Here is a 14,521-nt window from a genome sequence, read left to right as displayed (position 1 = left end):
GCACTAACTACCTAACGGGTTGATGGACGGCCAAGCTCAGACAATTACGCCGTCCTTCAAGTTACTGAACGGAATGATTTCTATTGGCGGAGTACCAGGACGAAGTGGTTTGCGCCAATAACCCACGCTATGCCATTGGCCGTGCTTGAACCCAACCTCCGGATAGGTGCCGATGTGTGCGAACCCGAGCGCCTCATGGATACCGATGCTCCCCGCGTTGGGTAAGGCGATACCGGCATAGGCGGCATGAAACCCCTGCATCTCTAGGACTGGTAGAAGCTGCTGATAAAGCGCACGACCAACCCCTTTTCGGTGCACAGCCGGATCGATGTACACGGTGACATCCACCGACCAACGATAGGCTTCTCTCGCTCGATGCTGGCTTGCGTAAGCGTATCCAACGACCTTGCCTTCCACCTCGGCTACCAGATAGGGATACGTCGGCAGTGTTGCGGCTATTCGTGCGGCCATCTCATCAACAGTCGGTGGTATCAGCTCGAACGAGATGACCGTGTCCAAAACCATTGGCGCGTAGATAGCCTGGATGGCAGAGGCATCAGCGGGTGTGGCAACCCTCACTTTGTAATTCATGTCTTTCCTTGCTGCCCCTGTGAAGAATTGTGTTTGAAGGGCTGCCCCATGCAAGGCTAAGCCCTTCAGAATGTCGCGATAGAACCGTGAACTTTCCTTCAAACGGGCTCACCGCATCCACGTACCGCAGAGAGCACCGTTTACTGAATTGGGAGCTTCTGCTCGTGGAGACCAGGCTGCGGGATATCTACGACGACGTCTTTGCCACCGAGAACCTTCGCCAGGAACAGCGCCGTTAGCCCACCGAAAAACTGCGCAATGATGAACGGCGCTACGTCTGATATCCGTATCCCCGAGAACGTGTCGGTGAACCCGCGAGCAATCGTCACCGCCGGATTCGCAAAGCTCGTAGAGGACGTGAACCAGTAGGCTGCGACAACATACGCGGCAACCACCTGAGGCACTTTTGCTTTGTGATATTTATCGCACAGCAGAATTGTCAGCACCAATCCCGACGTTGCCAGGTACTCACTGAACCACTGCGACGGCCCGGTGCGAACATGATGGGATAACTCGACCACAGGCAGCTCGAACATGAAATGCGCAGCGAATACTCCGAAGATTGCACCCGTTGTTTGAGCCGCCACGTAGGGGCCCAGTTGCTTACTGCTCAGTCCTCCGCGCAAATAATCGATTACAGAGACCACCGGATTGAAGTGCGCACCGGAAAAAGTGGAGAAGCACACGATCAGTACATACAAGCTCGCGCCAGTTGCCAGCGCATTGGCAAGAAGCGCTAGCGCATCGTTACCGTTCGCCAGGCGCTGACCCATGATTCCAGAACCAACTACGGTGCACAGCAGAACTGCTGTACCGAGAAACTCAGCCAAGATCTTCCGTGAAGTACTCATTGGATAGGCTCTATGAGGAGAGATTTTAGGGGGTAGCGGCTGCTGAGCTGGCTCGTAGCCGCAGACGCTGTTACGAGCAGCAGGACTTTGGCTTGACGGGCTGACTTCCCTCCACAACATACAGCGCATCGTCTGTGGAAAGGTAGGCATCCTGTGAGGCCACTTCCGTGGGTACACCGCGCTTGTAAACCCTGCCGCTATCGCCGGTTAGTTCAAGCCCAGGCCCACGGTAGATCACCGTCACGGACTTCTCATTCTGAACTTCAGGCTTGGTACCAGTGACAGTGACGGAGTAGAACCGGACAGAGCCAATTCGCTTGGTTGAGGCGTCGTTCCGGGCCTCAATCTTTATTCCCGTGAGACCGACTTCCTGAAGCTGCTTGTAGAACTCCTGCTCCTGAAGCACGCCTGAGTAGCAGGCCGACCACAGCTTGGTGTCTCGTTTCAATTCGTCAGGAATGGCGATATCTGAGACGTTGTCAGAAATTGCAAAACGGCCACCTGGTTTCAGTACCCGATAAATTTCGGCGAAAACATTCTGCTTTTCGGTCTCACCAACCAGATTGATCACGCAGTTCGAAATCACCAGATCGATAGACTGGCGTTCGATAAGAGGCTTGGACTGGGAGCTATCGCTGATGAACTGCTCGAAGTTTTTCCATGATGCCCAATCAGCACAAGGCTCTGTACGCAGGCGTTCTTCGGCCAGCTCCTGATCGACTTTCAGGTTGCTCGCGGATGCCTTGTAGAAACGCAAAGGTGCGCTATCCGTTGCCTTCTGAAACGCCTTCGCTTCTTCACGAGCGATCTGCAACATGCTTGGGTTGATGTCGATACCAAAGACAGCACCGTTCCGGCCGGCGATTTGGGCAGCGACGTAGCAATTCAGACCGGCCCCTGAGCCCAAGTCCAAGACGACATCACCTTCGCGCACATACTTGGTCGGGTTACCGCACCCGAAGTTGGCCTCGATGATTCGCTTTGGAATGTTCTTCAGGTACTGGGCACCATAAGCGTCGCTGCAGCAGCTCTCAGTCAGCTGAGATTCAAGGACAACGTTACCGTTGCCCAACGCCTCGGTGTAGTCGGCGATGATTGTGTTTTCAATTGCAGAAGTCATTACTCACATCTCCGGATTAGCAGCACGAAGTACCATCAGCGCAGCACGATTCCTCGGCAGAGCCTACGATAGGTACAAGCCCTTTGGTGACCTTGGGATCTCGAACTGAAGGCGTGTTGCAGTCGAAGTAGCCGCTCTTGTCCAAGGCTGGCTCGACATAGCAACGCACTGGGATGAATTGGCCTTGGTAAGGCGCGGACATCAGCAGATTGAAGGTCTTCTCGCACACCGCTGTACGGATGCCGCGTTGGTAGGTATGGCCGTCGTCGTCGACGGTATGTTTCCAGGGGCCTTTGTAGATAACGGCATGTCCCTGGTCGAGGCACACGCCGGCTTTACCCTTGTATGCGCTCACGGTGAACAGGCGGAACTCAATGCCGTCCTGAATGGAGACAGGCACCTCGGATGCAAGCTCATAGGTGATGCCATGGAAACCCGCCTCGCAGAGTTGCTCGGCAACAGCGGGCTCCGTGAGCGCGTTATTGCACTCCAACCCCTCAACAGTGAAGGCTCGGAGCGATACGACTTCCTCGTCAGACAGAATCGCCGGGAATACCAAGCGACCATGACGTTGCAGTCGCTCATAGAGCGACTGCGCGATTCGGCCAAACTCGGGCTCAGCATTGAACCCTTCCCAGTAAATGTTCGCGAACACAGCCGCAGCGGGATTGGCTTCATCCGCACTCGGACTGAACGCTACACCCTGAGCCTGCCCATACTGGGCTGTGAGTTCGTCATTGCGGCTCGCGGAGCAGATGAAAAGAGTGTCCTTGCCATCCTTCAGCGACCTGTTCAACGCCTCATTATGCGTACGCCAAGCAATATGGCCCGGCACTTGGAGACCATCAGTTTGGTTGGCCAGCCTGAGAGCTGCCTGCAACAAAGTAAGTGACGACATCTGTTATCTCCTTAGCATTTCAGGCAGCAACGTTTGAACACACCTTCTTCTGGCGGTGTGACCGAGTCCATGAAGAGCTTGTCCAGGCGAGAGTCCGAATGCTGCCAGTCGAAGTGAAATTCATGCTCCTCCAACTGCAACTCCTTCACCGTGTCGTTGTTGAGCAGCGGTGAGCCTTTATAGAGATGCAGCCGAGTCTCAAACTGGATGGGGTCGACGATGTTCTCCAGCTCGTTGCGAGCAATGAAATCGTGCAGCTCGGCCATGTCTTCAAGGCTCACCCAAGGGTTGAATGTGATGAAGGTCGGGTTAACCTTGACGCCGGCCTCCTTCAGAAACGCCAACGCCTCCTCGATCATGGGCACGTTCATTTCCTTGAAGACCTGATCGAGAACTTCCTGCTTGGGGAACTCCAACGCGGTGGTGATGAAAGCAAGCCCGAGCTGCCCCATTTCCTTTATGGCGTCTTTGTTCTCCAGAATATGATCCACGCGAGTGGTGAAGTCGTACGTGAGATCGGGGAATTGCGAATGCAGAGTCCGGATGATTTTCAAACCGTGCTTCTTGGCATTGAAAAAATCGGCATCCGTGAAGGTGAGGTGAGTCATTCCCTGTGCGACGAGGTTCGCCACGTCGCGCTCAACGAGATCATCGGAGACCAAAAGCACCTTGCCGTCATAGGCCGCATACACCGAACAGTAGGAACACTTATGGTGACATCCGCGCGACCCTTCGACCCCACCCACAACTTTCTTTTCGCCGAGCAACTTCTCCAGCTGAGGTTGGGGATATTTGTGTAGAGGCGGTGCCAGGTCCCTGCGCGGCAAGCGGAACCCGTCACGTATCAACTGAGGCACAACAATCTCACTGGAAAGGCCGCGAGTCCGATCGATCACTCCGCGCAGATCTTGTCCCTGTTCGCCACTCAGGTGTTTAGCCAAGCTGACAATGGGTTTTTCCCACTCGCCGGCGATCGCATAGTCTCCGTATTTGGAGGCCAGGCTCTTTGCATTGATGGTCGCGTATTGACCGAAGAAGCAAATTTTCTGGGAGGGCTTAGCTTCTTTAAGCTGCTTGGCCAGCTGCGTTCCGGCAGTCAGAGAGTCAAAAAGCGGTACGCAGATGAAGACCAAATCTGCGTCACTGAATCTCTCCAGGGCAAGTCCCTCGACGTAGATATCGATCAACTGCGCTTCGATATCTGCATCGAGTAGAGCTGTGGTTGCAGATATCGCGTTGAGCGGTTGATACCCCCCTTCGAATGTACTGGCGACCAAGTACTTCATTCTCTTTCTCCTTGAGCTCAGGCACGACGATTCGGTGACTGGAGTCACTGATGGTTTTGTAGGAATTCGAAGTTAAAGCGAGATCAGCAGAAGGACTGCCAAGCCTATTAATGCTTGTAGAACTGAGCCGGCGGTTACTAGGCGCATGTACCTGCCGGTGCTGTATTCGGGAAAGGCGTCGGTTTTGACCAACCAGTAATAGCTGTCGTTAGGGAGAATGGCGACGAAGGATCCCAGGCATACGGCGAACGTGATGCTCATCAAATCCACTCCGCTCGACGCCAAGATTGGCGAGAGAACAGGTGGGATGGCAGCAAAGGTCGCAAGCGAAGAACCATTCAGTGTTTTGAATACCGCTGCCAGCAGGAACACCCCAACCAAAATATGCGTGGTGCTGCCCGACGCGCTGAATGCCTGCTGAATCAGATCCTTGGGAAGCACCATACCGAGGGCTTGGCCCAACGCAGACGCACAACCTATGGTGAACAATAGCGAGCTGGTTCTACGCATTGCTTTGGACAGCAGATCTTGAACCTCGCCAGGTTTGCAGCTAATCGCGATCAATAACGATGTGGCGATCAGCGCACCGGCGGGAGTCGTGAAGAACTCGATTACGGAATGCTGGTTCTTGGTGATGGTGTACCCGGCGATCAGGAGTGCAAAAAATACAGCCAGAGGCAGAATTACTTTGATAACCGAATCCTGAGAAGCGGTTGGATCAGTCGGATCACTGGTGGATGAAAAGTCCGAGCGGGTCGTCCAGTAAGTCCAGATCGTCCCGGTAATCCACGTGACGACGGTAAGCAGCAATCCTAGATACAGAAACTTTGGGTCATGAGTGTTGGCTCCCAGCCCAATCCCGATGATCAGCGGGCCAGCGGGCATCAGAAGCTTGAACCCTGAGTAGCATCCGATCGCGATGTACTTCCTGTGTTGCCCCGCAATGGGAGCAAGAGAGGCGTAGGCCGTATCGGGACAAACCATCCCAGCACCCAGCAGAGGTGAAAGAGAGATACCGAATTTTCCGAAAGACGCACTTCCTTGCGCCGAGATCCACCCGGCAATGAAAAACGCGCTCAGGATGACGATGGCGAAATAACCGAGGTTGTTTCCGAAGCCTTTGCTCAGCGACTGGAATACGTCCCCGCTGCTACTGCCGGCAAGAAGTGGGATCAGAATCGCGCCCAGTAGCATCGCTACAGGTAGAGGAATGGAAACACTGCTCCATAGGTTTCGTAACCGGGAGCCTGTTTTCGTCCTAAGCGTTTCTACCAACATCCCTGTACCTCCAAGCGTTACCGCAGCCGCCTCTGAAAAGCCCGCAAGCCATACCTCCAATTCACAATCGCAAAATACGTTGCGCACCGCAACTAATATCTTGGAACAATTTCGTCGGCCCTTATGCCCAAAAAAATGTGTCGCTACGACTGCTAAGGTGGTATTAGCGTTTTCCCCGGAATTGCGAGCCGAGTGCTATGCCAAAAATTGATCAGATCGACCAGGATGCCGAACAGCTCTATGAAGCGCTGAGTCATTTGGTTCGCGTGTACCAGTTTCGTGATAGAGATCGCAGCTGCTGCGAGGGCTTATCCGTCACTCAATGCTACGCACTTGAGCATGTGATTAAGGCAGGGCCGGTTCGCGTTCAATCGTTGGCCAGCGAGCTTTTTCTCGATAAGAGCAACGCCAGCCGGCTGGTCGATTCGCTTGCCAAACAAGGGCTAGTTCGCCGTGTAACCGACGCAACTGACGGCCGCGCCCTGGCGATCACGGTGACGCCAGAAGGCACGGCCCTTTATGAAAGTATTCGGTCGGATCTGGTGGGTGAAGCTCGCAACCTGGCCTGCGATTTGTCGAAAGAAGCACGTGACGGGGCGATCGAAATGCTTCGTCGCTTCGCCAAAGCCACCGAACAACGCTGCGGTCTGAAAGACCTCAGCCGTGACGAGTATTTGCCAAGCAAATGCTGCTGACGCTGCGGTAAGGCTGCCGCCTCCCCTGATTTCAACGACTCTTCCCCAGTTCCGTTTCCGAGTGAAATAACCAATCTGCGGTTCTCGTGAAAATCGCAGAATGGTAGCGCGCGCGTCTCATGACACATTCGCTTTACCGCATATTCGAACTATCGTATATTCGATTTTCCATATGCGTGAGGTGTGTCCATGAGCGCCCCCATCAAAGTGCTTTTTATCTGCGTTGCTAACTCCGCTCGATCTCAGCTGGCAGAAGCACTGCTTAGACACAGCGACGCGCGTTTCGAAGCGTTCAGTGCAGGTACCGAACCGACTGACGTTGATCCTCGAACCATTGCTGAACTGGCTCAAGTCGGAATTAACGCCCAAGGCCTACATAGCAAGTCCGTCGAAGAGTTTCGTGACGAGCATTTCGACTACGTAATTACCCTCTGCGACAAGTCTGCGCGTGAATGTCTGGCGATGCCCAAGGCAGGTGAAATGCTTGCCTGGGACTTTGAGGATCCAGTGAGCAGCTCTCACCCGGACGCCTTCAAACACGCCCTTCACGATATCCACGAACGCATCAAATTATTTGTATTGGTTAAAACCAAACACCTGGAGGCCTCATGAACGAGCCAATCACTCCTACCGTTTTGTTCAAAAGCCTGGCAGATGACACTCGAACCAAAATAACGCTACTCATCGCCCGCGAGGGAGAACTCTGTGTATGCGAACTGACCGCCGCTCTTGAGCAGAGCCAACCAAAGATATCTCGACATCTCGCACTGCTGAGATCCTCCGGGTTACTGGCGGACCGCCGGCAGGGCCAATGGGTTTACTACCGACTCCACCCCGAACTGCCGACCTGGGTCACCGAAGTGCTTAAGGGTGTCGTTGATGCCAACCAGCAGTGGTTGGACACAGAAACCAAGCGGCTCTGTGAAATGAACGATCGTCCAGTCAATCAGGCCGTGTGCGGCTGATCCAACCTTTCGAAACGAGCCGCTCGCATGCTTATCGCTCTACTTATTTTCATCGTCACCATCGTTCTGGTCATCTGGCAGCCCAAGGGGCTGGGTGTCGGCTGGAGTGCCTCATTGGGTGCCGCCCTTGCTCTGTTGAGCGGCGTGGTCAGCATTGGCGATATCCCAGTGGTATGGAATATCGTTTGGAACGCCACGGCGACGTTCATCGCCGTGATCATCATCAGTCTGCTGCTCGACGAGGCTGGTTTCTTCGAGTGGGCTGCCTTGCATGTCGCTCGCTGGGGAGGTGGCAGCAGCCGCAAGTTGTTTGCCTTCATCATCTTGTTGGGAGCAGCTGTGTCAGCACTGTTCGCCAATGACGGCGCGGCGCTGATCCTTACTCCCATTGTGATCGCCATGTTGCTAGCCCTGCGCTTTTCACCCGCAGCGACTCTGGCGTTTGTGATGGCCGCAGGATTCATTGCCGACACCGCGAGTCTGCCGCTGGTGGTTTCAAACCTAGTGAATATCGTCTCGGCCGATTACTTCAACATTGGCTTCAGCGAGTACGCGGCAATCATGGTGCCGGTCAACCTAGTCAGCATCGCTGCAACGCTGGGAATGCTCCTGTGGTTTTTCCGAAAAGACTTACCCAAGACTTATGACCTGGCACAGCTACATGCCCCAGAGGATGCGATTCGAGATCGCGCAACGTTTGTGGCTGGAGGGTGGGTGTTGCTCGCGTTGCTGGTCGGTTTTTTCGTTGTCGAGCCACTGGGTATACCAATCAGTGCCATCGCCGCCGCCTGCGCATTGGTGCTCTACGTCATCGCCGCCAAAGGTCACGCCATCAACACCAGTAAGGTGCTCAAGGGTGCTCCGTGGCAAGTCGTGATCTTCTCGCTGGGCATGTACCTGGTGGTGTATGGCTTGAAGAACGCCGGACTGACTGACCACATTGCTCAATTGCTCAATTGCTCAACGTATTCGCTGGATATGGCATTTGGGGGGCATCGCTGGGTACAGGACTCCTGACCGCCGTGCTTTCTTCGATCATGAACAACATGCCAACAGTGCTCATCGGCGCGCTCTCGATCCATGCAACGGAAGCGACTGGCGTAGTTCATCAAACCATGGTCTACGCGAACATCATTGGCTGCGATCTTGGTCCGAAAATCACTCCAATCGGCAGCCTAGCCACACTGCTCTGGCTACACGTGCTGGCTAAAAAGGACATCACCATCAGTTGGGGTTACTACTTCAAGACCGGTGTGGTGCTCACGCTTCCAATCCTCATTGCCACCCTGAGCGCCTTGGCTTTGCGCCTCAGCTTTTGATTCCAGGAGATCACGATGAAAGTCCTATTCATGTGCACCCACAACAGCTGCCGGAGCATTTTGTCCGAAGCGGTGTTCAATCACCTTGCTCCTGATGGAATGGAAGCCGTCAGTTCCGGAAGCTTCCCAAGTGGCCGGGTAAACACCCAGGCGATTCAAACGCTCAAAGCTGCTGGTATCCCTATTGACGGCCTTAGCAGCAAAGCGTCCGACGCCTTTGAAGGGTCGCCACCAGACATCGTAATCACGGTCTGCGATCGGGCTGCCGGCGAAGCCTGTCCGATTTTCTTCGGCCCGGCGCTCAAGGCTCACTGGGGACTGGCAGATCCCTCCGAAGCTACGGGATCTGAAGCGCAAATCGAGGCGGCATTCCAGCAAACCCTGAGCAAAATCCAAGAGCGGGTAAACGCCTTCATTTCGTTGCCTATCGCTACGTTGAGCACAGACGACCTTAAAACTGAGCTAGCCCGCATCGGCACGTTGTAGGCCATGTCCCGCTGGTGCCAGGAGTCACTATGAAAGACCATTTCCCAAACATCGAAGCAGATCTCATCGACGTCCCAAGCATGGAACGACTCACTCCTCGTGAGCCGTCCACGCATAAACCGCGCATCCTTCTGATCTACGGGTCGAACCGCGAGCGTTCGTTCAGCCGGTTGGTTACCCAAGAAGCAGCTCGGTTGCTGGAGCACTTCGGTGCGGAAACACGAATCTTCAACCCATCAGGATTACCACTGCCTGATGATGCTCCGGATACCCACCCCAAAGTCGCGGAACTCCGCGAGCTAATGCAGTGGTCTGAAGGGCAGGTGTGGTGTTCTCCGGAGCGTCATGGATCGATGAGCGCCGTCTTTAAAGCTCAGATCGACTGGGTGCCATTGGCGATGGGCGCAGTGCGTCCGACCCAAGGTAAAACTCTGGCCGTTATGCAGGTGTGCGGCGGCTCTCAGTCTTTCAACGTGGTGAATCAGTTGCGGGTACTGGGCCGCTGGATGCGCATGGTGACGATCCCCAATCAGTCTTCAGTGCCCAAAGCGTTTACCGAGTTTGACGAGAATGGGCGTATGAAGCCTTCGTCTTACTACGATCGCCTGGTCGACGTGATGGAGGAGTTGATGAAGTTCACCCTGCTATTGCGTGACCGTCAGGACTACTTGGTAGACCGTTACTCGGAACGCAAAGAGTCGGCTGAAGACCTGTCCAAAAGGGTGAATCAGCGTTCCATTTAAGATGTGTTTCGTGGCTGCGTGTAAAAATTCGAGGTGTAGCTGCGAACGGCTACATCCCGAATGCGCGAGACCTCACCGGTACATATTTCAATCAAAACAGCGCTTCGAAAGCTTCATTACTGTTCCCTTCCAATATCCGCTTTGCATTCGCTCTCGTCGATTGCATCGGGTTGACCCGTTGGCTATGCGCTATATCTGTCATCTTAGTCAGTGGCGAGATGAACTAGGCTTCCTGAATCACTCCTCAAGGACGATCTCCATGCCTGATAACTCAAACTGCAAGATCGCCACCGCAGATGTCCTGACGTTGCTCCTGCACAATCAGCACGCACTAAGTGCGGCAATTGAAGAAATCACCAAATGGCTTTCGGAAAATGGCGCAGGCAACGTTGCAGTCAACGCTCTCGTGGCGATGGAAACATTGGACGCAAATGCAATGGCGATTACTGATGCGATTATGCAGCTACGGCAGTCCTAGTGATTTACCTTTAATCCCGTGATAAAAAATGACTGAAGGCAGTGGGTGTCCGCTGCCGCTCACCATTGGATTCAGGCAGGGACAGTGGCACGAGCCTCCGCAGCGTCCAGTAGTCGCTTTAGGACTTGGAAGCCTTCGTCGTGGGTGATCAGGAAATTAATTAGATCCTCAGCAACGAACCTGAACGCCTCATCGATCTTGAAGGTCTTGAATAGCTTAGATGCCAGCAGCATGCCTGCTGTATTCAGTAACCCCTGTTCGTCCTTACTGACCAGCTGCGGAAAGAACGTCGATACTACCGCTGTGCTCAACGGCCTTATGTCTAGGGAGATCGCGCAATATTCCCAATGCCAAACTCCTTTTGTGGGGCAAAAGGTCGGGCCGTCATCATTGAGCATGTAGTTCCAACGATCACTTTCCCACATCCACTGAGGAGGCTTCAGTAGGTAGGGGGCAGCTTCATCAGAATAGACCGTGACCTCGTGATTGCGTCCATTGCCCCAGATCATTAGGGGAAACTGCCCCAAATAGTTCTCGGCGCGCTCTCGTAACTCAAATCCGGCCAACTGCTCATTGATACCTGATTGCACTGCTGCTTGACTGCGACCTTCAGCCAGGCATGCTACCGTCACCCAAATATCGATATTCCGCTGCAATAAGGGCCGTAGGTCGAGGTAGATGCGTTTGGTCAAAGGCGCGGGCAACTCCTTGGCACAATCTGCTTCAAGGATTAGCGGGATAACCCTCACGCCTGGTTGATCAACAATGTGAGCCAGCATCTGCAGCTCGCGAGATAGGCCTGAATTTTCTTTTTTTGCTGAACGCAGGTAATCCTGATCACAGAGGCACAAAACAGTAAGTGGCCGCTTGGCGAGCTGCTTGGAAATAGCAGCGTCTGGCAACTCACCATAGCCGATGTTGTCTCGATCCCAGAAGACGTCATAGTTCCAGTCCAAATGGGAAACAATGTGCTGGCGTACCCATTCCTTGTTCTCGAATCCATCTCCCCATGCATAGGAGATGAAGATGGTCCTGCGCTTTTCTTCATCCGTCATATCTGCTCACTTTTTAAAGTCTGGTCTTGAGAGACTGGTTGCTCCTTCGGCAGTGGCTACATGGCTATCACATCGTAACCAGGCCCTTCATTATTGAGGGCTTTGCTTTTTTGAGGTTTTAAACACTCTGGCCATGTTCGAAACAAACGGCAGATCCAACTACTGCAATGATCCAACGAAAGCTCGCCCACAAAAACTGGTCTTTTGGCTACCTAATCGATTCGGAAGTCGTGTGCCCTCTGCCCCTCATAGACTAACCTCCACCTCTGACAAAATGTAGTGAGGGAGGCCAGTGGACGGCGATCAGACAGAGCGAAGTCCACGTAATGCTCCACGTAAAAAACTTAAAAAAAGTTAGATTAGGTAAGTGACTGATTTATGGAAAATAAACCAAATTTAACAGTTAGGAAGGATCCAGAACGAATGACTGAACAGATTGAGCCCGGCAGCGCCAGCCACGCCGCCCAGCAACGCCAGCGTGCCAGCCAGTTGGCGCAGGCGGTTCGCGGCGAATTGCAGAAAGCCCTGATCGGCCAGAACCCGGTGATCGACGACGTGCTGACCGCGCTGATTGCTGGTGGCCACGTGCTGCTCGAAGGCGTGCCCGGGCTGGGCAAAACCCTGCTGGTGCGAGCACTGGCGCGTTGCTTTGGCGGTGAGTTCGCGCGCATCCAGTTCACCCCGGACCTGATGCCCAGCGACGTCACCGGCCACGCCGTGTACGACCTGCATACCGAGCAGTTCAAGCTGCGCAAAGGGCCGTTGTTCACCAACCTGTTACTGGCCGACGAGATCAACCGCGCCCCGGCGAAAACCCAGGCAGCATTGCTCGAAGCGATGCAGGAACGTCAGGTCACGCTCGAAGGCCGCGCCCTGCCGATCGCGCAACCGTTCATGGTCCTGGCCACGCAAAATCCGATCGAACAGGAAGGCACTTATCCGTTGCCGGAAGCCGAACTCGACCGTTTCATGCTCAAGGTGCGCATGGACTATCCCGACGCCGACCAAGAGTTGAACATGGTCCGTCAGGTCAGCCGCTCGACCCGCGCCGACATGCTCGATGTGCAACCGCTGCGCACGGTGTTGCAGGCCAAGGATGTGCAAGCCTTGCAGCGCATCGCCAGTGACTTGCCGCTGGATGATCAGGTGCTCGATTACGCCGTCAGGCTCGCGCGCAGCACCCGCAGCTGGCCGGGTCTGATCCTTGGCGCCGGGCCGCGCGCCTCGATTGCGCTGGTCCGTTGCGCCCGCGCCCGCGCGTTGTTGCGCGGCGGTGAGTTCGTGATTCCCGATGACATCAAGGGCTGCGCCCTGGCCGTGCTGCGCCACCGTGTGCGCCTCGCCCCGGAACTGGACATCGAAGGCCTGCAAGTCGATCAGGTGTTGCAGCAATTGCTTGATCAAGTCCCGGCGCCGCGCCTGTGAAACCCTCGCGCCTGCTGCTGGTCTGGCTGCTGATCCTGCTGGCCATCGGCATCGTGCTGGGCACCTTGCAAGCACTGGAGATCAACGTCCCGGCGAGCCTGTTGGCGATCAACTGGGGGTTGCTGCTGGCCTTGCTGGCCTTGGCAGCGCTCGATGCGATACGCCTCAAACGCTTGCCCTCACCGTGCATCAGTCGGCAGATCCCCGGCAGCCTGGCCCTCGGCCGCTGGAGCGAGGTACGTCTGGAGGTCGCGCATGAATTGACCGAGACGTTGCAGGTTGAATTGTTCGATCACGTCCCCGAGGGTTTGAGCTTCGAGCACTTGCCGCTGGCGGTCGAACTGCAACCCGGCCAGCGCAGCCTGATCAACTATCGCCTGCGCCCGCTGAAGCGCGGTCACTTCAGCTTCGCCCACTGCGAGATCAGCCTGCCGAGTCCGCTGGGATTATGGTCGGGCAAACGCCTGCTCGACGTTCCCGACCACACCCGCGTCTACCCGGATTTTGCCCGACTCTATGGCGGTGAACTGCTGGCGGTGGACAACTGGCTCAGCCAGCTCGGTGTGCGTCAGCGCCAACGCCGTGGTCAGGGTCTGGAGTTTCATCAATTGCGCGAATTTCGCGAAGGCGACAGCCTGCGCCAGATCGACTGGAAAGCCACCGCTCGCCAGCGCACGCCGATTGCCCGCGAGTATCAGGACGAGCGCGATCAGCACATCATCTTCATGCTCGACTGCGGCCGACGCATGCGCAGCCAGGACGCCGAACTTTCGCATTTCGACCACGCACTCAATGCCTGCCTGCTGCTCAGTTACGTGGCACTGCGCCAAGGTGATGCGGTAGGCCTGAGCACGTTCGCCTGCGACCGCCCGCGCCATCTCGCGCCGGTCAAAGGCAGTGGCCAGCTCAACGTCTTGCTCAACAGCGTCTACGACCTCGACAGCACGCAACGCCCTGCCGACTATCAGGCCGCCGCCAATCAGTTACTACTTCGGCACAAGCGCCGCGCGCTGGTCATTCTCGTGACCAACCTGCGCGATGAAGACGATGATGAACTGCTGAACGCGGTTAAACGCCTGAGCACGCAACATCGAGTCATGGTGGCGAGCCTGCGTGAAGAAATGCTCGACACGCTGCGCGATACCCCCGTGCAAACCTTGTCCGAGGCGATGACTTATTGCGGCACGGTGGGTTATTTGAATGAGCGCGCAGAACTCCATGAGCGCTTGAGTGCTCATGGGGTTCCGGTGGTGGATGTTCGGCCTGGGGAGTTGGGGGTCGAGTTGGTGACTCGTTATCTGCAATGGAAAAAAGCAGGGATCCTGTAACCC

At 55.2% G+C, this 14,521-nt stretch carries 15 protein-coding genes and 1 pseudogene; 9 read left to right on the top strand and 7 right to left on the bottom strand.

From position 1 onward, the window contains the following. Positions 1–36 precede the first annotated feature (36 nt). The 6 genes from A8O26_RS17325 to arsQ all read right to left on the bottom strand — a co-directional run bounded on the left by A8O26_RS17325 (position 37) and on the right by arsQ (position 6,024). Entirely contained in the window at positions 37–591 is a 555-nt protein-coding gene (locus A8O26_RS17325; RefSeq protein ID WP_064119072.1) for an arsinothricin resistance N-acetyltransferase ArsN1 family B, read from the bottom strand. A 140-nt stretch (positions 592–731) separates the two neighbouring features. Then, complete coding sequence (locus A8O26_RS17320; RefSeq protein ID WP_064119071.1) at positions 732–1,442, bottom strand: aquaporin; 711 nt, start codon at positions 1,440–1,442, stop codon at positions 732–734. A gap of 70 nt (positions 1,443–1,512) precedes the next feature. Next, positions 1,513–2,562 (bottom strand): arsinothricin biosynthesis methyltransferase ArsM, encoded by a 1,050-nt coding sequence (gene arsM / locus A8O26_RS17315; protein ID WP_064119070.1) that lies wholly within the window; start codon positions 2,560–2,562, stop codon positions 1,513–1,515. Between the two features lie 16 nt (positions 2,563–2,578). Then, entirely contained in the window at positions 2,579–3,460 is an 882-nt protein-coding gene (locus A8O26_RS17310) for a hypothetical protein (RefSeq protein ID WP_064119069.1), read from the bottom strand. An 11-nt stretch (positions 3,461–3,471) separates the two neighbouring features. Continuing rightward, entirely contained in the window at positions 3,472–4,746 is a 1,275-nt protein-coding gene (arsL, locus tag A8O26_RS17305) for an arsinothricin biosynthesis radical SAM protein ArsL (RefSeq protein WP_064119068.1), read from the bottom strand. A 72-nt stretch (positions 4,747–4,818) separates the two neighbouring features. Next, on the bottom strand, positions 4,819–6,024 hold the full coding sequence (arsQ, locus tag A8O26_RS17300; protein WP_064119067.1) for an arsinothricin export permease ArsQ: 1,206 nt from the start codon (positions 6,022–6,024) through the stop codon (positions 4,819–4,821). A gap of 197 nt (positions 6,025–6,221) precedes the next feature. Here arsQ and A8O26_RS17295 point away from each other — a divergent pair, with 197 nt between their 5' ends. From A8O26_RS17295 to A8O26_RS17265, 7 genes and pseudogenes are all read left to right on the top strand, one after another. Then, the gene (locus A8O26_RS17295) at positions 6,222–6,719 is read left to right on the top strand and encodes a MarR family winged helix-turn-helix transcriptional regulator (protein WP_064119066.1); all 498 of its coding nucleotides are present in this window, start codon (positions 6,222–6,224) and stop codon (positions 6,717–6,719) included. A gap of 189 nt (positions 6,720–6,908) precedes the next feature. Beyond that, positions 6,909–7,331 carry an arsenate reductase ArsC gene (locus tag A8O26_RS17290; RefSeq protein WP_064119065.1) on the top strand — a complete coding sequence of 141 codons (423 nt, stop codon included), beginning with the start codon at positions 6,909–6,911 and terminating at the stop codon, positions 7,329–7,331. Then, on the top strand, positions 7,328–7,684 hold the full coding sequence (locus A8O26_RS17285) for a metalloregulator ArsR/SmtB family transcription factor (protein ID WP_064119064.1): 357 nt from the start codon (positions 7,328–7,330) through the stop codon (positions 7,682–7,684). Before A8O26_RS17290 ends, A8O26_RS17285 begins: the two co-directional genes overlap by 4 nt. A gap of 27 nt (positions 7,685–7,711) precedes the next feature. Beyond that, positions 7,712–9,003: pseudogene (locus A8O26_RS17280) on the top strand (arsenic transporter). 15 nt (positions 9,004–9,018) lie between these two features. Continuing rightward, positions 9,019–9,489, top strand: coding sequence for an arsenate reductase ArsC (locus A8O26_RS17275; RefSeq protein WP_064119063.1), 471 nt, complete (start codon positions 9,019–9,021; stop codon positions 9,487–9,489). A gap of 29 nt (positions 9,490–9,518) precedes the next feature. Next, positions 9,519–10,232 (top strand): arsenical resistance protein ArsH, encoded by a 714-nt coding sequence (gene arsH, locus A8O26_RS17270; protein WP_064119062.1) that lies wholly within the window; start codon positions 9,519–9,521, stop codon positions 10,230–10,232. 259 nt (positions 10,233–10,491) lie between these two features. Beyond that, positions 10,492–10,710: a hypothetical protein gene (locus A8O26_RS17265; protein WP_064119061.1), complete on the top strand. Its 219-nt coding sequence runs from the start codon at positions 10,492–10,494 to the stop codon at positions 10,708–10,710. Between the two features lie 71 nt (positions 10,711–10,781). Here A8O26_RS17265 and A8O26_RS17260 read toward each other — a convergent pair whose 3' ends face one another. Beyond that, positions 10,782–11,765 (bottom strand): toll/interleukin-1 receptor domain-containing protein, encoded by a 984-nt coding sequence (locus tag A8O26_RS17260; RefSeq protein WP_064119060.1) that lies wholly within the window; start codon positions 11,763–11,765, stop codon positions 10,782–10,784. Between the two features lie 423 nt (positions 11,766–12,188). Here A8O26_RS17260 and A8O26_RS17255 point away from each other — a divergent pair, with 423 nt between their 5' ends. Together A8O26_RS17255 and A8O26_RS17250 are read left to right on the top strand one after the other, a co-directional pair. Further along, positions 12,189–13,190, top strand: a complete 1,002-nt coding sequence (locus tag A8O26_RS17255; protein WP_064119059.1) for an AAA family ATPase — start codon at positions 12,189–12,191, stop codon at positions 13,188–13,190. Next, positions 13,187–14,518 carry a DUF58 domain-containing protein gene (locus tag A8O26_RS17250; RefSeq protein WP_064119058.1) on the top strand — a complete coding sequence of 444 codons (1,332 nt, stop codon included), beginning with the start codon at positions 13,187–13,189 and terminating at the stop codon, positions 14,516–14,518. Before A8O26_RS17255 ends, A8O26_RS17250 begins: the two co-directional genes overlap by 4 nt. The last annotated feature ends 3 nt before the right edge of the window (positions 14,519–14,521 follow it).

The organism is Pseudomonas fluorescens (assembly GCF_001648775.1).
Taxonomy (GTDB): Bacteria; Pseudomonadota; Gammaproteobacteria; order Pseudomonadales; family Pseudomonadaceae; genus Aquipseudomonas; species Aquipseudomonas fluorescens_M.
Note: the sequence above shows the minus strand (reverse complement) of the source record. Positions and strands in the feature narration are given on the sequence as shown.